The following is a 21,479-nucleotide window of genomic DNA, read 5'->3' as shown; positions in this document are numbered from 1 at the left end:
CGGAAGCCGGAGGCGGCGTTTCGTAGATCGGCTAGCTGCGGACGGATGTGCGCGTTTATCCCCCGTTCGATATAGCCTTGTAGGCGGCCAGTGCTCGGTTTCGGGCACCGGCGTGATCGACGATCGGTTTCGGATAGGTCTCGCCAAGAACAATGCCGGCTTCCTCGAGCACACGCTTCGGCGCCTCGAAGGGCCGGTGGATGTATTTCGCCTCGAGCTCTCGAAGCTCCGGCACATAGGTTCTGACATAGTCCCCTTCGGGATCGAAGGTTTCGCCCTGCAGCACCGGGTTGAAGATGCGAAAGAAAGGCGAGGCATCGGCTCCCGAACCCGCCACCCATTGCCAGCCCGCGGCATTGTTGGCGGGGTCGGCATCGACCAGCGTATCGCGAAACCAAGCTTCGCCGGAACGCCAGTCGATCATCAAGTCCTTGACAAGGAAGGAAGCGACAATCATGCGCACGCGATTGTGCATCCAGCCGTGGCGCCAGAGCTGGCGCATGCCGGCGTCGACGATCGGATAGCCGGTCTTGCCGCGACGCCATGCCTCGAAGTCCTCGCCGCTGTTGTGCCATTCGAACCCGTCAAAACGACCGTTCCAGTTCTCAGATGCCAGTTTGGGAAAGTGGAAAAGCAGGTGATAGGAGAATTCGCGCCAGGCTATCTCCTTGCGGAAATGCACGATATCGGCCCTCGGTACCCGTTCCGCCAGACCGCGAGTCGCATCCCAGATGCGGGCAGGGGAGATCTCGCCGAACGCCAAATGCGGCGACAGCATCGATGTCGCCGGCTTCGCAGGATAGTCGCGGTTTTCCTTATAGCCATTGAGCGCGTCTTCGATGAAGGTGCCGAGTCTCACCTGTGCGCCCTGCTCGCCAGGCATCCAGACATCGGCGAACTCCTTCGCCCAGTCCGGTTTCGCAGGCAGTAGCTTCCAGCTCTCCAGCCTTTCAGAGGTCGGAAGCCGCGATGCCAGCCGCAGCGACGCAGGCGCGTCGAGTGGCGGCCCAGGTTCGCCCGCTCGCTCGAGTGCCCGCCAGAATGGCGCGTAGACGCGGTACGGCGCACCCTTCCCGCTCATCAGCCTGGATGGTTCATGCAGCAGCTGGCCACCGAAGCTTCTCGTCTGGATTTCCTGCTTTTCCAGTTCGTGCTCGATGCGGACGTCGATCGAAAGACCAGATGGGTCGTAGCGGCGGTTCCAGAAGACAGCATCGGCGCCGCTTTCCCTGATAACCGCCCGAAGCACATCGAGCGCCTCACCGCTTACAAGCACCAGCCGTCCTTGCCGCGAACGCAGCGATTTGCCGAGCGCATCCAGCGAATGATGAAGCCACCAGGCTTGGGCTGCGCCGAGCGGACCTGTACCTGCTGCCCTTGGCTCGTTGATGTAAAGAGGGATGATTGGCCGAGCGGAGACGTGGGCGGCGTTGAGAGCCTGATTATCGTCCAGGCGCAAATCCTTTCGAAACCACAGGATGACAGGTTTTTCCGCATTGTTTGCCAATGAAACCAATTCCGTGCTCGCGTTAGTTTCAGCCGAGTACGGATGTACGCAACGCTCGGGTCAAAGGTTTCATGCGCGGGGAGCTTTTTCCGCCATGACATGAAAAAGGCCGGCATATGCCGGCCTCTCTGAGCGTTGTGTTTTAAACCGGGTGATAACCTGGTCAGTTGTCGTATTCGCGGCAGGCTTCGCTGATCGAGGCGCCGCTCTGACCGCCGCGCGTGTCGATACCGGTACCCTGCTGCGGCATGCCGGCGCATTCCATCGTCTGCGGCTGGCGGATGCTTTGTGTCGTGGTCGGATCAACGGGTGCGACTTGGACAGGACGAATACCATTGTCGCTGTTAGTGTAATCGGAAGAATAATTAGGCGAACTCGGATCGGTCGATCCGCCATTGGTCGGTCCGATAGGATCAGGGTTCGACTGGGCAAAGGCTGACGACGCCATGCCGATCGCAAGCAACGAAGCGGCAATAAGAGATTTGGTCATGAGGATATCCTCCTTTGATTTTCATCATGGATGACCTCTGGGTAACCACCTGGAGGAATCATTGTTCCGATATTTTTGAGAAACCTGCACGCGAGCCTTGCATTGTCACGCTTAAACCTTAACGGGCGAAGCCGCTGGATCGGCCACGCCGCCTGCCTTGGTGGCATGGCAAGGCCCCTATGTTCGTTGCTCCACGCGAGGCCGCAGATCTTGGGCTGCAGATTGCGCTTGCACTCGCCCTGACGGCAGGCTGAAGCGGTCGCATTGGCGGCCGTGGGTGGCGAGAAGGCGGGTATCTCAGCGATTGTTGTCGGCCGCCCGCTATGGACCGCAGTCCCGATGCGCATCGACCCCGCAGAAATGGCCGATCTCCGCGCTGACCCGCTCACGGCGTAGGAACTCCCAGACCGCTCCAAACAACTGTGCCAGACCGGATAGGCTTGCGCGTCTCCCTGCGATTTGATTGCCACCTCGGGTACGACGGCCTTCTAAAACAGATCTCGCGTCAAGGTGTTTCCGAGGCTTGCAAAACGCAGCAATTTGCCGTTTCATCGTCGACAGCGACAACCATCCGACACTCCTCCTTGACGAGATCCGCCCTTGCACCCGCCGATGCCCCATGGCTTCGAGAAGCCCTATGCCGCCTTCCTGTTCGACATGGACGGCACCATCCTCAATTCGATTCTCGCCGCCGAGCGGGTTTGGAGCGACTGGGCAAGACGCCATGGACTCGATGTCGCAACCTTCTTGCCGAAGATGCATGGATCGCGCGGCATTGACACGATTACCCGGCTGAACCTGCCAGGCGTCGATCCCGAATACGAAGCACGGCTGGTGACCGAGGCCGAAATTGCTGATGTCGGCGATGTCGTTGCCATTCCAGGCGCGGCCGCCTTCCTCAGTTCGTTACCGCCGGAGCGCTGGGCGATCGTCACCTCTTCGCCATTGCGCCTCGCCCGCCGCCGGCTCGAAGCGGCCGGCCTGCCGTTGCCGAAATTCATGGTGACGGCGGAGGATGTGGCGGTCGGCAAGCCCGATCCGCAATGTTATATTCTCGGCGCCGAACGCCTTGGTGTCAGCACGCAGGATTGTCTGGTATTTGAGGATGTCGCAGCCGGCATTAAGGCCGGCGAGGCGGCGGGCGCCGATGTCATGGTGGTTACGGCGACCCATCACCATAAGATGGAAACACCGCATCCGAGCATCTCTTCCTACAATGAGATCGCCGTTCGCATCTCGGCCGGCCACAAAATGTTCGTCGGTGCGAAGCCGGCTTGACATCCAGCCGACCGTATCCTCAGTTGCTGTTCATTCCGCCGCTGCGGCGAGACAGCGATCGATAATCCTTCCGATTTCGCTGCGGCAGGAGCCGCAATTGGTTCCGGCGCTCGTTTCTTTGCCGACTGCTTCAACGCTGTGGCATCCGCCCCGCACTGCAGCAGCGATCTGGTTGACCCCGACACTGAAGCAGGAGCAGACGGTTGCACCGGGATCCGCTCTGCCGGCCCCCGGACGGCCTGCGACCAGCGCAAAACGTTTCCTGAGGTCGCCATGCGCCGCGGTGAGCTGCGAGATCGCCCAGTTGCGTGCAACCGCAACCGGCTCTCGTGCGAGAAACAGAGCGGCAAGCAGGACCTCGCCATCGAAGAAGGCAAGTCTGAGATCGCCGGACTGCCGATCGGCGTACCCCAGCGGTTCGATCTCGGGCGGAATGGCGAACACCCTCCGGCACCAGGCGATCCAGTCTTCGACGGCCTCCGTGAAGGCAAGCTCCAGCCGCCAGCCGCCGGCAGCTTTCGCCACCGCCCAATAGGGCGCGTCGGGTGTGGCCGGTTTTGTCGCCGAGACCGCAAAACCATAATGCGCGGCGTGTAAGGGCCGAACGGCGACGGCAACGTTCTTCGACGCCGGTTGGCCGGAAAGAGGATCGGTGATCGGCGCGACCACGGCATCGATGCGCGCTTTTGCAGCGAACTGGTCGTTCCAGTGCATTGGTGCGAAGATGCCGCCGCGCGCCTGGCGGTCGGTCACCAGCGCCCGCACGATCGCCTTGCCGTGAGGGCTCTCGATTTCCACGAGTCCGGCGCTTGATATACCGGCTTCGATCGCATCGCGCGGATGGATTTCGGCAAAGGGTTCGGCGATATGGGCGGACAGCCGAGCGCTCTTCCCGGTTCGCGTCATCGTGTGCCACTGGTCGCGGATGCGGCCGGTGTTCAGCGTGAAGGGGAAATCGGTACTGGTGCGATCCGTCGCGAGCGGTTTCACTGCAATGAAACGCGCCTTGCCATCGGCATGGAAGAAACCGCCCTCGGCGAAGAAGCGGGTGACGCCGGCTGCCGTTCCTGCCGGCTGCGGCCATTGAAAGGGCGACAGTTCGTCATAGGCGCGGCCGCTGATGCCGGCGCGCGCACCAATGTCGAAATCGCGGCTGCCGTTGTTTTCGAAGGCGGAAAGTGCCGCATGTTCCGCAAAGATTGCGGCCGGCGCGTCAAAATCGAAAGCGGCGCCAAATCCCATGCGGCGTGCGACCTCCGCAAGCTGCCACCAGTCAGCCCTGGCGTCGCCCGGGACGTGGAGAAACGGCCGCTGCCTAGAAATGCGCCGTTCGGAATTGGTGACGGTACCGTTCTTCTCGCCCCAGCCGAGCGAGGGCAAAAGTACATGGGCGTGACGGGTCGTGTCCGTATCCTTCAGGATGTCCGACACGACCACGAAAGGACAGGCGGCGATCGCGCTTTCGACGTTGTCGGCGTCCGGCATCGAGACAACCGGATTGGTGGCCATGACCCAGAGCGCCTTGATGCGCCCGTCGGCCACCGCACGGAACATGTCGACCGCCTTCAGTCCGGGTTTTGCGGCGATGACCGGCGAGCTCCAGAAGCGCTGAACGCGGTCCCGGTCATCCGCACTTTCGATCGCCATATGGGCGGCAAGCATATTGGCGAGGCCGCCGACCTCTCGCCCGCCCATGGCGTTCGGCTGACCGGTCAGCGAGAACGGTCCCATGCCGGGCCGACCGATGCGGCCGGTCGCGAGGTGACAGTTGAGGATGGCATTGACCTTGTCGGTGCCGGAGGAGGATTGGTTGACGCCCTGGCTGTAACAGGTGACGACTTTCTCGGTCATCTCGAACAGGCGGAAGAACTCCCTGATCTGCATCGCCGGCAGGCCGGTCCGTTCCAGGAGATCGTTGATATCAAGGGCGGCTGCGGTCGCGAAAGCGTCGCCGAAGCCTTCCGTATGGGCGGCGATATAGTTCTGGTCGACTGCCGGGCTCGTCGCAAGATGCGCAAGCAGTCCCATGAACAGCGCAACGTCGCTGTCCGGGCGGATTGCCAGATGCAGGTCCGCGATGTCGCATGTCATCGTCCGGCGCGGATCGATAACGACGATCCGCATGTTTGGCCGCGCCGTCTTAGCGGCGGCGAGCCGCTGGTAAATGACGGGGTGACACCAGGCAAGGTTGGAGCCGGTCAGAACGACCAGATCGGCGAGTTCGAAATCCTCATAGGTGCCGGGCACCGTATCGGCGCCAAAGGCGCGGCGATGCCCCGCAACGGACGAGGACATGCAGAGCCTGGAATTGGTATCAATATTGCCGGAGCCGATGAAGCCCTTCATCAGCTTGTTGGCGATGTAATAGTCTTCGGTGAGCAATTGGCCGGAGACGTAGAAGGCAACCGAATCCGGCCCGTGTTCGGCGATCGTTTCGGAAAATCGCCGCGCGACCAGATCGAGCGCCTCATCCCAGCCGCTCCGCTCGCCTTCGATTTCGGGGTAAAGAAGCCGGCCGTCGAGATCGATGGTTTCGGCAAGCGCCGAACCCTTCGAGCAGAGCCGGCCGAAATTCGACGGATGCTCGGGATCGCCCTTGACGCTGACGGCGCCCGCCTCGTCGACCGTGGCGATAACGCCGCAGCCGACGCCGCAATAGGGGCAGGTGGTCTTGGTTTCAGCCGCCATCTATTCCGCCGCCATCATCAGGCTTTCCAGAGCGATGAAGAGGGCGCCGTCCTCGTTGCGAACGGGTATGGTTCGCACCTCACCCTTGTCGGCACCGAGCGCCTTGCCGGTTTCGAGAGAGATCACCCAGTTGTGCAGCGGGCAGGTAACGGCCTTGGCATGCACGATGCCCTGCGAGAGCGGACCACCCTTGTGGGGGCAGTGATCCTCGATGGCGAAAACCTCGTTTTCCGCCGTGCGGAAGACGGCGATCTTGCCTTGCGGCGTCTTTACGCAGCGGGCGCCGCGTAAGGGGATGTCGGAGATGTCACCGATTGGATGCCAGTTTTCATTGGGCCAGTTCATGTCCATCTCCTTACTCGGCTGCCTGCGGATAGCCGATCGTCGCCATCGGCTTGAACTCGTGCTTGTCCTTGCCCGAAACGCGCTCCGACCAGGGGTCGACCTGGGCGAATTTCTGGGAGAAGACGAAGCGGTCGTAATAGGCTTTGCGCTTCTCGGCATCGCCCAGAATCTGCCGGCGGATTTCCTCCAGGCCGATACGCTTCGCCCACTTGTAGATGCGCTCGAGATAGCGCGCCTGCTCGCGGTACATCTGCGTCAGGGCAACGATATGCTCCAGTGCCTCGTCCTCGGTCTTCACAAGCCCGAGCACCTCGGTACCCTTGATGTCGAGACCGGCCGCGCCGGCGAAGTGGATTTCGAAGCCGGAATCCACGCAGATCACGCCGATATCCTTGCAGGTCGCTTCCGCGCAGTTACGCGGGCAGCCGGAAACCGCCATCTTCAGCTTGGCCGGTGTCCACGATCCCCACATGAATTTCTCGATGCGGATGCCGAGACCCGTGGAATCCTGCGTGCCGAAGCGGCACCAGTCCGAACCAACACAGGTCTTCACCGTGCGCAGACCTTTGGCATAGGCCTGGCCGGAGACGAAGCCGGCCTTGCCAAGATCGGCCCAGACGGCGGGCAGGTCTTCCTTTTCCACGCCCAGCAGATCGATGCGCTGGCCGCCCGTCACCTTCACCATCGGGATGGCAAACTTGTCGACGACATCGGCGATAGCGCGAAGCTCGGTCGATGAGGTGACGCCGCCCCACATGCGCGGAACGACCGAATAGGTGCCGTCCTTCTGGATATTGGCGTGGACGCGCTCGTTGATGAAGCGCGACTGGTAGTCGTCCGCATATTCGTCCGGCCAATCGCAGACGAGGTAATAGTTGAGTGCGGGGCGACATTTGGCACAGCCGCAGGAGGTCTTCCACTCGAGCTCCTGCATGACGGCGGGGATGCTCTTCAGCCCCTTTGCCTTGATCAGCCGGCGGACATCATCATGCCCAAGTTCGGTGCAGGTGCACATCGGCTGGACGGCAGCCGGATTGTAGCTGTCTCCGAGCGTCAGCGCCATCAGCTGTTCGACGAGGCCGGTGCAGGAACCGCAGGAGGCGGATGCCTTCGTATGGGCGCGGACGTCGTCGAGCGACGTCAGCCCCTTGGAGGTGATCGTCGAGGTGATCTTGCCCTTGCATACGCCGTTGCAGCCACAGATTTCCGCGTCATCCGGCAAGGCTGCAACGGCCGCCATAGGGTCCAGCGGTGACCCTCCCTGATAGGCCTGACCGAAGATCAGCGTCTCACGCATCTCCGAAATATCGGTCGCCTTCTTCTTCAGGTCGTTGAACCAGGCGCCGTCGGCGGTTTCGCCGTAGAGCACGGTGCCGATGATCTTGTTGTCCTTCAGCACCAGGCGCTTGTAGATGCCGGCGCTGGCATCGCGCAGCACGATCTCTTCGCGATCGTCACCATCAGCGAAGTCACCGAGAGAATAAAGCTCGATGCCGGTGACCTTCAGCTTGGTCGGCGTGTCGGCGTGAACGAAGGCGGGCGAGCGATCGCCGGAGAGATGCGCGGCCGCGATGCGGGCCATTTCATAAAGCGGGGCAACGAGGCCATAGACCATGCCGCCCACCTCGGCGCATTCGCCGAGCGCAAGAATATTGCCGTCCGAAGTCTGCATGCCGGCATCGACGACGATGCCGCGATTGACCGCCAGGCCGGCGTCCTTCGCCAGGCCGACATTCGGGCGAATGCCGACCGCCATGACGACAAGAGTCGCCGGAATGATGCGACCGTCGTCGAGCTCGATGCCCTCTACCCTGCCATTGCCGATGATTGCCTTGGTATTGGCCTTGCAGATGACCTTGATACCGCGCTCCTCGACTGCCTTCTGCAAGAGATAGCCGGCGGCGGGGTCAAGCTGGCGCTCCATCAGCGTCGGCATGACATGCAGTACGGTGACATCCATGCCGCGCTGGGCAAGGCCGGCTGCCGCTTCAAGCCCGAGCAGGCCGCCGCCGATGACGACGGCCTTTTCACGGGACTGGGCGGCAAGCAGCATGGCCTGCACGTCGTCGAGGTCGCGATAGGTGATGACGCCGGGCAGATCCTTGCCGGGCACCGGGATGATGAAGGGCACCGAACCCGTGGCAATCACCAGCTTGTCGTAGCTTTCGGTGACGCCGTGGTCGGAGGTGACCGTCTTGGCGGCGCGATCGATGTTGACGATCCTGTGGCCCTTATAGAGCGTGATGCCATGCTTGATATACCAGCCGTCGCCGTGGATGATGATCTGCTCGTAGTCCTTTTCTCCGGAGAGAACCGGCGACAGCATGATACGGTCGTAATTGACGCGTGGTTCGGCGTTGAAGATCGTAACTTCATAGCGTCCAGGCGCCTGCTCGAAGAGGTGCTCCAGCATGCGCCCCGGCGCCATGCCATTGCCGATGATAACGAGTTTTTCGGTCATATTTACAGTCCTTGGATCAGGTTGCAGCCACGGGCGCAGAGTGCCCCTGGCGCGACAATTGCTTGACGGACAGATGCATCCAGATGAGCGAGATCGCGACGAGCGCGAAGAGCAGCAGGAAACAGCTGGACCAAAGGCCGGTCATGTCCTTGAGAAGGCCAAAGGCGATCGGGAGAATGAAGCCCCCGAGCCCACCCATCATCCCGACGATGCCACCTACGGCGCCGACGTTTTCGGGGTAGTAGGCCGGAATGTGCTTGTAGACGGCGGCCTTGCCGAGGCTCATGAAGAAGCCGAGCACGAAGATGACGACGATAAAGATGGCTGGTGTGATGGCCGAGGCCGGCAGTGACAGGACGAGCGTGGCCACGGCCGAAACCGCAAACATCGCATACATGACGCTGCGCGCGCCTTTCTTGTCCGACAGCACGCCGCCGAACGCGCGGAAGATGCTGCCTGGGATCGAGTAGGCGGCTGCGATCATGCCGGCCGTTTCCAGGTTGAAGTCATAGACGCCGACCAGATAGCGCGGCAGCCACAGGGACAGGGCGACGAAGCCGCCGAAGGCGAAGAAATAGTAGAGCGAGAAGCGCCAGACCTGGACGTTCTGCAGCGGCGCGAATTCCTCGGCAAGGCTCTTGGAGGCGACGCCGCGTTCGCGACGAAGACGGAAAGCCGGATCATCGGTCGTGGTGAACCAGAAGACGATTGCCATCAGTGCGAGGCCGACAGCCCAGATCTGCGCAACTGCCTGCCATCCCCACGCGATCAGCACGAAGGGTGCTGCGAATTTGGTCACTGCCGCACCAACATTGCCGGCGCCGAAGATGCCGAGCGCCGTGCCTTGCTTGTCCGCGGGGAAGAAGGGCGAGACATAGGCGACACCGACTGCGAAGGAGCCGCCGGCAAGGCCGACACCGAGGCCGGCGATCAGCATCTGCGTATAAGTTTGGGCGTAGGAAAGCAGGAAAGTCGCCAATGCAGCGGCAAGCATTGTCAGCGTATAGACGAGCCGACCGCCGTAACGCCCGGTCCAGATGCCGAGGACAATGCGCACCACCGATCCCGTCAGGACGGGGGTGCCGACGAGCAATCCGAATTCGGCCTCGTTCAAGCCGAGGTCCTGCTTGATGCGAATGCCGATGATCGCAAAGATCGTCCAGACGGCAAAACAGAGGGTGAAGGCCACCGTGGAAATCCACAGTGCTTTGGCTGGTTCGCTGGCGGACATGGGCGGCGCTTTCTCGATGGCAGACATAGCTTCTCCGTGGCACGACAAGGTCGTGCCGATCGATTGCTGAGGGTTAAAAACAAAAAGCCGCTGACCAGGATGCGCTTGCACGAGGCGCGCGAAATATCCTGATCAGCGGCTTTGCTGGTGGCGCCCGCCGTTGGGCGCCTAATCATTGGCCTTTTGGCCTGTCTATCTCAGAGCACTCCGAATATCGGCTTGCTGAACATTTGATCCACTGCGACTATTTCGCGTCGCAACCAACTCCCGTGTCTTTTATGAGCGCCTGCGTGTGCCCATTCTGCGCCGATCGCCGTTGATCCGTGCGATATCTAGGAAGCAAGCGCCGTGCCAACTCCAGATATAATCGGCAAGGTACTGAACGAAAACAATTTTCCGGCGATTCGCACGCTGCCTGTTTTTCAGGCCTCCGGCAGGTGTGCAAATGTTTTGTGCGTCGCGGTAGGGCGGATGCCGAACTTGTTGGCGTTTTGTAAAGCCGGCGCGGCATCAGATTTCGTCGCCGCCGGGAGCAAACGGCAGGGCTCTCCTAACTGCGAAGCCTGCGATATAATCCGGCAGCTCTGCGGGATCGAAGACCCTGCCATCCATGAAGCGATCTCCCTCTTCGCTACCCTCGACGCGGATATCGGCGTCGAGGGGCGCGTTATTGTCGCCGAGAGCTGCACGGTAGAGATCCGGACGATAGGCAGAGGTCGCTGCCCGCGCCTTGTTGAGGCTGGCTTCTGCCTGCCCCCAGCGGATCATCTGGCTGTAGATCCACAAGGCGTGGCTCGGTCTCGGATAATTGGCGAAGCCAGAATGGAACTGGAAATAATCGGGAATGACGCGCCGGTTGCTCTTTGCGTCTAGGCTGAATTCGCCGGCGAGCACACGGCGGATGATGTCGACCGGTGCGGCGATATAGCGGGAGTCGGCAAGCGCGGCCGCCAGCGTGTCGTGATTGTCCGGCCGGTCGCACCAGCGGGCCGCAGCATCGAGCGCCACGATCAGCCGGGAAACGGTTTCCGGATGGCTTTCCGCCCAGTCCGGCCGCATGCCGATCACCTTTTCCGGAGCCGAAGGCCAGATATCTTGTTTGGCGGCGACGATACGGCCGAGACCCCGCTCCGAGGCAACCATGTTCCACGGGGCGCCGACGCAGAATCCATCGATCGCGCCAGCCGCCAGCGCATCCGACGTCATCGGCGGCGGTACGACGACGAGCTTGACGTCCTTGTCTGGATCGATGCCGCCAGCCGCCAGCCAGTAACGGAATTCGTAATTGTGGGAAGAGAAGGGATAGGTTACCCCGAAGGTCGGGAGCGGCTCGCTGCGTGCTTTCATCGCCGCTACTGATTTTGCGAGGGCGCGGGCATTGTCGAGCGCGCTTCCCGTTTCCGGCAGCCCGGCGTCATCCCGCATCCGGTCGAAGAGCCGCATCGACAGCGTGATCGCGTTCCCGCCGCGACCCAGCGAGAACGGCGTGATCGTCGGCGAGGGATTGGAACCGAGACCGAGCATGGAGGCGACAGGCATCGGCGACAGCATGTGGGCGATATCGAATTGGCGGAATGCCAGGCGATCGCGCATATTCGCCCAGGAGACGTCCTTGACGAGGTCGAGCGTCAAGCCTTCCCTCTGGGCAAAGCCGAATTCTGCTGCCGCAATCAGCACCGACGCATCGACGAGCGGAATGAAACCGGCCCTGAGTACCTTCGGTCCTTCGTTATTCGCGCGCGCCGGCGAGGGCAGCCCGCCGCCCGATTTGGCGGTCATCGTCATCATGTTCACTCCGGTTTCCTCCGGATATTCGCCAAATCGGCCATCACATCAAAAGTCCCGCTGCGGTGACGACGCTCTGAGCGATTTCCGACATCTTCTTCTTTTCGTTCATTGCCGTCTGACGCAGCAGCGCGAAGGCCTCTTCCTCGGATAGGCCACGCATCTTCATGAGAATGCCCTTTGCACGCTCGATGAGCTTGCGTTCCTCAAGCGCCGAGCGGGCGTCGGCAAGTTCCCGCCGCAACCGGCTGAAGGCATTGAAGCGGCTGACGGCCATGTCGAGGATCGGTTTGACGCGCTCCTTCTTCAGTCCGTCAACGATATAGGCTGACACGCCGGCATCGACGGCGGCCTCGATGGAGGCGGTATCGGAGCGATCGACGAACATGGCGATCGGGCGGCTGACGGTGCGCGTCAGCTGGAACAGGTGTTCCATCATGTCGCGGTTGGGGTTCTCGATATCGATGATGATCACGTCGGGCATCAGAGTTTCGATGATTCGGGCGATGCCATTGACCTCATGGACCACGGTGACGCGCGCGTGCCCTGCCTCGCGCAGCCCTTCCTCGATGATGGAGGCGCGTATGGCATTTTCGTCGATTACCAGAATTGTCAGATCGCGATGCGTCATGCCGATATTTATGACGCGCTGCAGCAATTTTGGCAAGGTGTTCGCCTGAAAACTGTGCAAAAATAGGAGTGCCTAAACATTAGTCAAATTGCCGCAGTTTCAGGCGCGCAGAAAAACTGATGTCTATCGCTGCGCCTTGGCTGGCCCCGAGCTTGGCGGCGATGCTACGTGCAAGACCGGGCCTCTTCCTTGCTTAGCCACCGCAAAAATAATGCCGCAGCAGGCCGGAAATCGAAAGAGCATGCCTTCGGTTATCATGGTATATGACTTAGTTAAAATCGTGGGCTGGGAATTTTACCATCGACCGATGCGAGCTGGTAATCGCAATTTCGCGTCCGTTTCTGGCGGATGATCCCATGTCCTCGATTTGAGATGAAAAATTGAACACCAGGCTTGGAGGGCCGACCATGAGCTTACGTATCAACGATATTGCCCCTGACTTTACCGCCGACACGACGCAGGGACCGATCAGCTTCCATGACTGGATCGGCAACGGTTGGGCCGTGCTGTTTTCGCATCCGAAGAATTTTACGCCTGTCTGCACGACCGAACTCGGCGCCATGGCCGGTCTTGCCGGCGAGTTTGAGAAGCGCGGCGTCAAGATTATCGGCATCTCCGTCGATCCGGTCGAAAGCCATGCCAAGTGGAAAGGTGACATCAAGACCGCTACTGGCTTCGATGTCGATTATCCCCTGATCGGAGATAAGGACCTGAAGGTCGCCAAGCTCTACGACATGCTGCCGGCCGGCGCCGGTGAGACCTCTGAAGGTCGCACACCAGCCGACAACGCGACGGTGCGCTCGGTCTTCATCATCGGTCCCGATAAGAAGATCAAGCTGATCCTGACCTATCCGATGACGACGGGCCGCAATTTCAACGAGATCCTGCGCGCCATCGACTCCATTCAACTGACGGCCAAGCACCAGGTGGCGACGCCTGCAAACTGGAATCAAGGCGAAGATGTCATCATCACCGCTGCCGTTTCCAACGAAGACGCAATCACGCGTTTTGGCTCCTTCGATACGGTTCTGCCCTATCTCAGGAAGACGAAGCAGCCGTCAGCCTGATCCAGCTTTCAAGCTCTTCCGAGCCGTCGCGGCCAATGGCCCGGCGGCTTTTTCATGCGCCATTCCAGAAATGTGGGAAGCTTCGCGCCATAATTGATGCTATCTAGAATTCACGTCGCGATGGAAGTTGGAACCTGCCGAGATCAGATGATAGTGCGAAAGTGTCAGTCCGGCGTTAGCAGGAGATCGGCGAACGCCCTGCTTTCGGTCTGTTTTCTGCTCGCCGTCCTGGAAGCGGCAAAAGCCCAGCCGGAAGAGAGCGCTGCCGAGTCGGCCTGTCTCTATTCCGGGCTCAGTGCGTCGGGAACGGGCGAAACGCTCTGCATTCGCAAAGAGAGTTTCAATCGTGACCTCTGCCTTGCGATCGGACATTTCGCCGAGGCCAATCGGTTGCCGCCGGCTTATTTCGCCCGTCTCATCTGGCGGGAGAGCACCTTTCGCCCCGACGCAGTCAGCATCAAGGGTGCGCAGGGGATTGCACAGTTCATGCCGGGAACGGCGAAACTTCGCGGTCTCGAAGACAGCTATCAGGCGCTGGAAGCATTGAGGAAATCGGCGCAATATCTTGACGAACTGCGCAATCGTTTCGGCAATCTCGGCCTCGCCGCCGCCGCCTATAATGCCGGCGAAAACGGCCTGGCGACTTACCTTACGTCAGGCAGGTTACCATCCGAGACGCGCAGTTACGTGATGGCGATCACCGCGCACACGGTCGAGGAGTGGAAAGACAATCCGCCCGAGGACGCGGCTGTCCCGCTTGAAAAGGACAAGCCCTTCCTCGACGGCTGCGTGGCGCTTGCAGATAGCCGAAGACTGAAGGAGACGCCTTGGCGTCAGGAGGGCGTCTGGGCGCCCTGGGGCGTTCAGCTGGCGGCGAATGGCGATGTCGCAGTGGCCCGGCGCATGTTTCGCGATGCCGTGCAGGATCTGCCTGCGCCATTGAATGCGGAGCAGCCGCTGATCTTGCGGCAGCGCGATCGCAGCTTCGGGTTTCGCCCGCGTTATGCCGCCCGCATCGCCCGGCAAACCCGCATAGAGGCCAACGACGTCTGCAACCAGATCCGCAAGCATGGCGGCACTTGCCTCGTTTTCAAAAACCAGTAATGGGCTTGCCCCCCGCGGCGAAAAGTCTGCTTGCAGGATCGCCCGACGCCGCAGCATAGTCGTGGCGGATCATGTCATCGGGAGGGGAGACAATGCGCGTTTTGGTCATTGGAGCAACGGGCCATATCGGAACCTACCTCGTTCCTCGTCTGGTGGAGGCGGGTCACGACGTCGTGACGATCAGCCGCGGTGCTGCAACGCCTTATACGGCAAACCGCGCCTGGGCCTTCGTGGATCAGCGACAGATGGACCGGGTAGAGATGGAACGGAAGGGTGATTTCGGTCCGGCCGTGCGGGCTTTGAATGCCGATATCGTCATCGACATGATCTGCTTCACGCTGGAAAGCGCCGAGCAGCTGGTGACGGCCCTATCAGGGCATGTCGGCCATTTCCTCCATACCGGTACGATCTGGACACATGGATACCCGGTGGCTGTGCCAACGCGGGAGGAGGCGCCGAAGTCTCCCTTCGGAGACTATGGAATCCAAAAGGCTGCGATCGAAGCCTATCTGCTGCAGCAGGCAAAGCTCCGGGGGTTTCCAGCGACCATCATCCATCCCGGCCACATTGTCGGCGAGGGATGGGCGCCGCTCAATCCGGCCGGCAATTTTAACCTGAACGTCTTTTCGACCCTTGCCCGCGGAGAGGCACTTGCGCTGCCCAATTTCGGCCTGGAAACCGTCCACCACGTCCATGCAGACGACGTGGCGGCGATGTTTATGGATGCGATCTCCAATTGGAATGCAGCCACAGGTGAAAGCTTCCATGCGGTATCGGAGCAGGCGCTGACACTTCGCGGTTACGCCGAATCCATGTCGCTATGGTTCGGGAGGGACCCGAAGCTCACCTTCGCGCCGTTCGATGTCTGGGCGGAGGGCCAGACGGACGAGGACGCGAAGGCGACATGGGAGCATATTGCCCGCAGCCCCAACTGCTCGATCGCCAAAGCCCGGCGTCTGTTGGGCTACAGCCCGAGATATACGTCCCTGCAGGCCGTGCAGGAATCGGTCGGCTGGCTTGTCGGGCAGGGGCGGATAAAGACCTGATCGCTGGGTAGTCGTTCGTGCCGCCCTAACGGATGAAGATCGCCCTGAAATCATTGACGTTGGTTCCGGTTGGGCCGGTCTCGAAGAGATCGCCGACAGCCTCGAACGCAGAATAGCTGTTATTGCCGTCGAGCAACCGGCGCGGATCGAGCCCGGCTGCGCGCAGGCGCTTGACCGTGGCGCCATCCGCAAAAGCGCCGGCATTGGCCTCCGAGCCGTCGATCCCATCCGTGTCGGCAGCCAGGACATCAATGCCGTCCTGTCCGTCGATTGCCAGCGCCATCGCAAGGGCGAATTCGCCATTGCGCCCGCCCTTGCCTCCCTTGGCCCTCAGCGTCACTGTCGTCTCGCCGCCGGATAGAATGACGACCGGCTTTGGAAATGGCCTGTTTCGCCCCACGACCTCGCGGGCGATGGCCGCATGCACCAGCGCCACGTCACGCGATTCACCTTCGACGGCATCTGACAGGATTGCCGGAGTGATCCCTTGCGTCTTCGCCTCGGCGGCGGCCGCCGCCAGCGAGACGCCGGCAGAGGCGATGATGTGATGCTCGTGCCTCAGGAATACCGGATCGTCCGGCCGCGGCGCATCAGCATTCGGCGAGTTCAGATGGTCGAGTGCGGTCTGCGGCAGCTGCAAGCCGTACTGCTTGATAATCTCGAGCGCCTCGTGCCGTGTCGAACCGTCAGGAACCGTCGGTCCGGATGCTACATGGGCCGGGTTGTCGCCGGGAATGTCGGAAACAATAAGGCTGACGACTCTGGCTTTCGTCGCTGCCGCCAGCCTCCCGCCCTTGATGGTGGAGAGATGTTTGCGCACGACATTCATGGCAGAGATCGGCGCGCCCGAAGCAAGCAGCATTTCGTTGAGCGCGATCTCGTCTTCGAGGGTCAGTCCCTCCGGCGGAGCTGGCAGCAGCGCCGAACCGCCGCCGCAGATCAGCGCGATCACCAAATCGTCTTCCGACAGCTGGTTTACGGTTTCAATCAACCGCCTGGCCGCAGCGAGCCCTTTAGCGTCGGGTACCGGATGGGCTGCTTCGACGATTTGGATAAAGCGCGTTTCGCAGCCATAGCCGTATCGGGTCACCACCAGTCCCTCGAGCGGTTCGTCCCAGGCGCGTTCGAGCGCCTGCGCCATCTGCGCCGCACCTTTGCCGGCGCCGACAACCACGGTTCTTCCCTTCGGTTTTTCCGGCAGGTGCGACTTGATGCCGGTCAGCGGATCGGCGGCACGAACCGCCGCGTCGAACAGACTTTTCAGGAAATCACGGGGGGCGGTTATCATCGTTGGTCTCTGCTGCCTTGGGTGTCGGTCATGATGGGGACTGTCGACGCATCGGCGTGGCGGCGTCAAGGCCGAAGATGGGGTGACTTGGCGGCTCTGACGCAGACTCTCGCAATTGAAAGAGCCGAACGAATAGAAAGCATTAACCATCCTCCCGTAGACAACACATAGGATCAAAGGAAACCTGTGTTCGATGGCTACTGAAACGACCCGCCGCCCCGCCGCCTCTCATGAAGGCAAGATTATTGCCTTTCCCTCCGCATCCGGAATTGCCAATGTCGAGCGTTGCGCCCGAGAACTCGGGCGGCGGCATGGCGCGGACGCGATCGAATTCTGGAAAGCCGAGTGCCGCAGGCTTGCCGATCAGCTTTTAGCCGCGGGGATGCCGGAGAGTGATGTCGGTCAGCGTGTGATGGAGTTTCAACAAGATGTCCAGCTCGAACTGGTGCTCAGCCATCAGAAGCAGGCCATTGCCAGATCTCAGAAACGCTGATGCATATCACCCGGAAGAAAGCGGAAGAGAAATCTGCCGCGCATGCACATCCGCCTAGAGCATGTCTCGCAAAGGCGTGCAGAGGTTTGGCGGGGCATGCCGAAAACAAAGACCTAAAGTGTGATCAGCGAATCTGAGAGGATAGCGACACGTCTGAGACTTGTCGCATTCGTTTACGCTCGCTTCTCCAAAGTTTGGTCTAGATGTTGCTGACGCATCTCTTCAATTGCGTCGGTAGCTTTCTTCTTCGCCGCGATCCAATGGTTTCCCGCCTCGCTAGATCAGATTCGTCCAGCTTGGCATGTAGCGCCTTCATGTCTTGTGGATGGCCGATAAACCACCCTGGGACGACGGCGTATTCAACCAAAGGGGCGCAGCATTCGCTTGCGCCCCGTTCATTCATCGTCAGACCCGGGACGTGACGACGAGATCTTCCTCTTCGTCGCGTTGCGATCCTCCGAGAGCCGCGGCCGCAGCAGCGATGAAGGCGCCGACCAAAAGCGACAAGGATCCGAGCAATGCCGTGGTCGAGGCGGTTTTGCGTGCCTCGTCAGCAGCTTCCTGGGTAGCGACCTTGGCGTCGTCGATACGCTTCAGCACCGTATCGACACGGGTGCGGGCATCGGCTTCGGAAAGACCGGTCCGCGCAGAGACGATGGTGGCAAGATAGGCCTTGTCCTCATCTGGAATTTGCCCTTCCGCAGCGCCATTGAGGAGGATGCGGGAGACTTCCGATGTGGCCGCAGCATCGTTGGATGTCCCTGCCGCACGCGCCTGGTCGGGACGCAGCAAGGCGTCGGTAAAATAGGCGGTGGAAAGATCCAGCGGCGAGGTTGGCGACGATGCCGCTGCCGTACCGGCAGTGACGGCAGTTGAACCCACGGCTTGCGCGGCCGATCCCACTGCCTGTGCACCGGCACCGGCGAGCGATGTCAGCGACGATGCAAGGAATCCGGCGACGAAGATTGTCGCCAGAGCCCAGCTTATGAAACCATGCGCGGTGTCGCGGAAGAAAACCTCATCGGTGTGGACAGCCGCCCATTTTGTGCGCAGGCGGCCGGTTACATAGCCTCCGAGCGCGGAGGAAAGCCATTGCACGAGAACGAGCCAGATCGCCGCTGTGATGCCGAGCGTGCCGAGCGAACTGCTTTGACCTGACCAGGGCGACACCATGGTCAGCCCAAGCCCGGATCCTAGAAGCAGAAGGATGAGGGTCACTCCGATGGCGGCGGCTGCGCCACCGAAGATGGGTCCCCATGTCATAGCGGATTTGGAGGATTCGACCGGAGTGGCAACCTCTCCGGGACCTGTGACTGAGACCGACATGATCCGTTCCTATCGCATAAACAGAGCCAGAAGAATGATGATAGGCAGTGGAACGCCGAGCAGCCAAAGTAGAATACCGCGACCCATGAGAGACCTCCTGTCAAAGGTGACGTTACGTGGTTGATGCCACACAACTTTTAAGCACGGTGTTTGTTCCCGACCGGTGGAACGGTTGTCTCGAAATGAGCGGTTTCCTTTCAATCCCGTGGCAGCATTTGCAAGAGCAGCAGATTGCCGGAGCGGTTGCCGCATTCGTGGCATCGGAGGCGTCTGCCCAGGCTGGCAAGAGACAGGTTTTGGCCGCAGCGCCGGGCAATATCCCGCCGGTCGATAAACATCTGGCGGCCACATGCGCGGCAACGGGCATAAATGACGAACCACTCCGGTAACGTCGACAATGTTGCTTTTTCGATTTCGACGGCGTGGCGATCAGGGGGCGCGAGGCCGATACCGGGACGATGTCTCATAGCCCTTCAAAACTTGTTGTCCGTTCGCGCCATGCCGCGGCTCACGCCCTTATCTCTCTGGGCAAGCTGGAGTCTGAGATGATGGCAATCCAGCAACAGCGTCGTGATAGCGGCACGGGCGTCTCCTTGGTGAAAAGCGACAACCGCGTCGACTTCTCCCCTCAACGCTTCTTCTGCCAATTTCTCGGTTGTCTGCGGACGCACGACCTCAATCTCCTTTGGAGCTTCCAATCTGAATATCACCTGCCGCTTTGTTGATGTTCCTATTATGTTCCCATTGCTCCTCGTGTCAAGAATGAAGCGATAGCGCATCATTTGATCATCATCCGAGGCGGCGCGAGACGCCGGGAAGTTCCTGTACGCTTTCGGACTGAAACAATCTCCGGAGGCTTTTGTTTGCTGCCTATCGCAATGAAGCAACGAGGAGGATACCCAATGCTTCTGAGAATGATGGCAGTAACAGCAATGTCGATTGGCCTGGCAATGTCGGCAATGGCACAGTCGGGTGGCGGTTCGGGATCCGGTAGCGGCAGCGGCGGCGGAGCTTCAGGGTCCGGCAACGGCACCACGTCCGGTACGGAGGCTACCGGTTCCGGCAACACCAACTCCGGCGGTGCGGGGGGAAATACGACGATCGGCGCCGGTGCGGCCGGTGCCAACAACTCCGGCGGCGATCCGAATGACTGCCAGCGCCAACAGGCCGGCGGCACCGGTAATCCGGCTCCCACCTCCGGCAACAGCTCGACACAACCTGATGCGGCAAATGCGTGCCAGTAAAAGCTCGCGCCGCTTCATCAACTTGTCCCGGAAGTCAGAGTCACTTCCGGGACACCTGCGTTGGGTGCTTTCCGGCAATGCCGCGGGAACGCCTGGCGATATCTGCCTATCTTGCACGCAGAATTTATGAAGGTTGGCAAAAATTTTTCGCGGCTGGAGCTGATGTCCGTCGATAGGAGCGCCTATATCTTCAGGCGCAGGTTGATTTCGGAGGAGATGAGCTCGGGAAACGCTCCCGTTGTTCTCGATGGAGAGGCTCTCGCTACCGAGTGCAGTGGAAATGGGAGACGTATGCATGAATAAATTTCGAGCATCTTTAACAGCCGGAGCAATTACTCTGGCGGTCATTGCCTCAGCCTGCTCAACGCCGCCAAATTCATATGGCTCGGCATCCGGATATCAGCCGGGCGATTCCATGAATCGGGCCTGCGCCGACGGCTTCCGACCTGGCGACGGGCGTTCGTGCAGCTATTAGGAGCGACGTGCTTCAAAATCCGATGCCGGCACCCAGAACACCCATATCGAACCCTCAGGCGGCATGAGCGATCGACGCCGAGTCTTGTCATTCGCTGCCAACATGAAGAATTTTGATTCTGCAATGATTGGCGGCTTGCCGAAGCGGAACCCTTATCGCTCGTCTCCGTTCCTCTATCCTAACGACAGGAGGAATAAGCCATGGATTGGAACCGCGTCGAAGGTAACTGGAAGCAGATGAAAGGCAAGGTCAAGGAGCAGTGGGGCAAGCTGACGGACGACGATCTTGACGTCATCAATGGTAAGCGCGATCAGCTCGAAGGCAAGATCCAGGAGCGCTACGGCTACGAGAAAGACCGAACTCGGAAGGACATCGACGATTGGTATAATCGCCAGACCTGGTAATTTGCATCATCGGGCAGGGGACGCTGTCTTCGGATGACACGCCCAATCTGAGGGCCTGTCACCTAGACATTTCTCGTTCGTCAGCCTCCCGCTGCCGGAAGACGTGAATCGGTGCACTGGAGTTTTAACCCATTGAGTGCCGCGAACCTTACTGAAAGCCGACACCGGTCGAGCCGTCGTTGCAAGCGCACGCTCTGGGAGCTGCAACAACACTGAAGATCTTGAAAAATGGCTCCCCGGGCCGGAGAGAAAATCCAGATCGAACCGCATAAAAAATTCCATAAAGCTCCAAACCAATCAAACGCTTATGAGAAAGGCAACTCTCTGTTCAACCCGTACGCTTAGTACCCTTCGTAGCTAAAATTTAGTACCCGAGCACCTCGGACTTCTCGCTCAACTCGTCCTGCGAATCCAAAAAAACTCCGATCTAAGCGAGGATTTGTCGGATACGTGTCATAAAGGGTGCTACTGTTGCGGCACGAGCACCCGCATCGGCAAAATATTCATTCATATCGAGCGCAGAGATCGTTCTTTGAACGGATCATGTCCCAGGACGTGGTGTAGCTTAGACGACCACGGCTCATCCCAGAGGGCCGGATGAGTGTCAGCTTGCTGC

20 protein-coding genes and 1 pseudogene are annotated in these 21,479 nt (G+C 60.3%); 10 read left to right on the top strand and 11 right to left on the bottom strand.

From position 1 onward, the window contains the following. Positions 1-55: 55 nt before the first annotated feature. Both FFR93_RS36380 and FFR93_RS36375 read right to left on the bottom strand, forming a co-directional pair. The gene (locus tag FFR93_RS36380) at positions 56-1,507 is read right to left on the bottom strand and encodes a deoxyribodipyrimidine photo-lyase (RefSeq protein ID WP_138396745.1); all 1,452 of its coding nucleotides are present in this window, start codon (positions 1,505-1,507) and stop codon (positions 56-58) included. A 163-nt stretch (positions 1,508-1,670) separates the two neighbouring features. Further along, positions 1,671-1,997, bottom strand: a complete 327-nt coding sequence (locus FFR93_RS36375; RefSeq protein WP_064709154.1) for a hypothetical protein — start codon at positions 1,995-1,997, stop codon at positions 1,671-1,673. 179 nt (positions 1,998-2,176) lie between these two features. Between FFR93_RS36375 and FFR93_RS42100 the strand changes: the two are divergent. Beyond that, a pseudogene (locus FFR93_RS42100) lies at positions 2,177-2,378 on the top strand (hypothetical protein); the annotation flags it as partial. Positions 2,379-2,597: 219 nt separating this feature from the next. After that, the gene (locus FFR93_RS36365; protein WP_138396744.1) at positions 2,598-3,275 is read left to right on the top strand and encodes an HAD family hydrolase; all 678 of its coding nucleotides are present in this window, start codon (positions 2,598-2,600) and stop codon (positions 3,273-3,275) included. A 30-nt stretch (positions 3,276-3,305) separates the two neighbouring features. On the opposite strand, the gene FFR93_RS36360 is transcribed toward FFR93_RS36365, so the two are convergent. The 6 genes from FFR93_RS36360 to FFR93_RS36335 form a co-directional block, all read right to left on the bottom strand. Next, positions 3,306-5,963 carry a nitrate reductase gene (locus tag FFR93_RS36360; RefSeq protein WP_138396743.1) on the bottom strand — a complete coding sequence of 886 codons (2,658 nt, stop codon included), beginning with the start codon at positions 5,961-5,963 and terminating at the stop codon, positions 3,306-3,308. Further along, the gene (gene nirD, locus FFR93_RS36355; RefSeq protein ID WP_138396742.1) at positions 5,964-6,314 is read right to left on the bottom strand and encodes a nitrite reductase small subunit NirD; all 351 of its coding nucleotides are present in this window, start codon (positions 6,312-6,314) and stop codon (positions 5,964-5,966) included. A gap of 4 nt (positions 6,315-6,318) precedes the next feature. Further along, positions 6,319-8,769, bottom strand: a complete 2,451-nt coding sequence (gene nirB / locus FFR93_RS36350) for a nitrite reductase large subunit NirB (protein WP_064709150.1) — start codon at positions 8,767-8,769, stop codon at positions 6,319-6,321. Between the two features lie 16 nt (positions 8,770-8,785). Next, positions 8,786-10,027 carry a nitrate/nitrite transporter gene (locus FFR93_RS36345; protein ID WP_138396741.1) on the bottom strand — a complete coding sequence of 414 codons (1,242 nt, stop codon included), beginning with the start codon at positions 10,025-10,027 and terminating at the stop codon, positions 8,786-8,788. A gap of 483 nt (positions 10,028-10,510) precedes the next feature. Then, entirely contained in the window at positions 10,511-11,794 is a 1,284-nt protein-coding gene (locus tag FFR93_RS36340; RefSeq protein ID WP_138396740.1) for a CmpA/NrtA family ABC transporter substrate-binding protein, read from the bottom strand. Between the two features lie 34 nt (positions 11,795-11,828). After that, positions 11,829-12,416, bottom strand: coding sequence for an ANTAR domain-containing response regulator (locus FFR93_RS36335; protein WP_064709196.1), 588 nt, complete (start codon positions 12,414-12,416; stop codon positions 11,829-11,831). A 407-nt stretch (positions 12,417-12,823) separates the two neighbouring features. On the opposite strand from FFR93_RS36335, the gene FFR93_RS36330 reads away from it, so the two are divergent. The 3 genes from FFR93_RS36330 (at position 12,824) to FFR93_RS36320 (ending at position 15,633) form a co-directional block, all read left to right on the top strand. Next, on the top strand, positions 12,824-13,483 hold the full coding sequence (locus tag FFR93_RS36330) for a peroxiredoxin (protein WP_064709148.1): 660 nt from the start codon (positions 12,824-12,826) through the stop codon (positions 13,481-13,483). Between the two features lie 147 nt (positions 13,484-13,630). Then, on the top strand, positions 13,631-14,587 hold the full coding sequence (locus FFR93_RS36325; protein WP_138396739.1) for a lytic transglycosylase domain-containing protein: 957 nt from the start codon (positions 13,631-13,633) through the stop codon (positions 14,585-14,587). Positions 14,588-14,679: 92 nt separating this feature from the next. Beyond that, a complete protein-coding gene (locus FFR93_RS36320) occupies positions 14,680-15,633 on the top strand; it encodes an NAD-dependent epimerase/dehydratase family protein (protein WP_138396738.1) in 954 nt (317 codons plus the stop codon). 25 nt (positions 15,634-15,658) lie between these two features. On the opposite strand, the gene FFR93_RS36315 is transcribed toward FFR93_RS36320, so the two are convergent. Then, entirely contained in the window at positions 15,659-16,921 is a 1,263-nt protein-coding gene (locus FFR93_RS36315; RefSeq protein WP_138396737.1) for a glycerate kinase, read from the bottom strand. A gap of 193 nt (positions 16,922-17,114) precedes the next feature. Here FFR93_RS36315 and FFR93_RS36310 point away from each other — a divergent pair, with 193 nt between their 5' ends. Continuing rightward, a complete protein-coding gene (locus tag FFR93_RS36310) occupies positions 17,115-17,414 on the top strand; it encodes a DUF6074 family protein (protein ID WP_138396736.1) in 300 nt (99 codons plus the stop codon). 405 nt (positions 17,415-17,819) lie between these two features. Here the strand turns inward: FFR93_RS36310 and FFR93_RS36305 are convergent, their stop codons facing one another. Continuing rightward, positions 17,820-18,740 (bottom strand): hypothetical protein, encoded by a 921-nt coding sequence (locus FFR93_RS36305; protein ID WP_138396735.1) that lies wholly within the window; start codon positions 18,738-18,740, stop codon positions 17,820-17,822. A 116-nt stretch (positions 18,741-18,856) separates the two neighbouring features. Between FFR93_RS36305 and FFR93_RS42095 the strand changes: the two genes are divergently transcribed. Beyond that, positions 18,857-19,129: a hypothetical protein gene (locus FFR93_RS42095; protein WP_171049323.1), complete on the top strand. Its 273-nt coding sequence runs from the start codon at positions 18,857-18,859 to the stop codon at positions 19,127-19,129. 84 nt (positions 19,130-19,213) lie between these two features. Here FFR93_RS42095 and FFR93_RS36290 read toward each other — a convergent pair whose 3' ends face one another. Continuing rightward, positions 19,214-19,522 (bottom strand): hypothetical protein, encoded by a 309-nt coding sequence (locus FFR93_RS36290; protein WP_246661391.1) that lies wholly within the window; start codon positions 19,520-19,522, stop codon positions 19,214-19,216. A gap of 120 nt (positions 19,523-19,642) precedes the next feature. Here FFR93_RS36290 and FFR93_RS36285 point away from each other — a divergent pair, with 120 nt between their 5' ends. The 3 genes from FFR93_RS36285 (at position 19,643) to FFR93_RS36275 (ending at position 20,863) form a co-directional block, all read left to right on the top strand. Continuing rightward, positions 19,643-19,984 (top strand): oxidoreductase, encoded by a 342-nt coding sequence (locus FFR93_RS36285; RefSeq protein ID WP_138396732.1) that lies wholly within the window; start codon positions 19,643-19,645, stop codon positions 19,982-19,984. Positions 19,985-20,279: 295 nt separating this feature from the next. Next, entirely contained in the window at positions 20,280-20,459 is a 180-nt protein-coding gene (locus tag FFR93_RS41695; RefSeq protein WP_082930577.1) for a hypothetical protein, read from the top strand. Between the two features lie 200 nt (positions 20,460-20,659). Next, positions 20,660-20,863, top strand: coding sequence for a CsbD family protein (locus tag FFR93_RS36275; protein ID WP_011425094.1), 204 nt, complete (start codon positions 20,660-20,662; stop codon positions 20,861-20,863). Positions 20,864-21,479: the final 616 nt, after the last annotated feature.

It is taken from the genome of Rhizobium sp. MHM7A (assembly GCF_005862215.1).
GTDB classification, from domain to species: domain Bacteria; phylum Pseudomonadota; class Alphaproteobacteria; order Rhizobiales; family Rhizobiaceae; genus Rhizobium; species Rhizobium bangladeshense.
The sequence above is the reverse complement of the archived record's forward strand: the minus strand, read 5'-3'. Positions and strand labels throughout refer to the sequence as shown.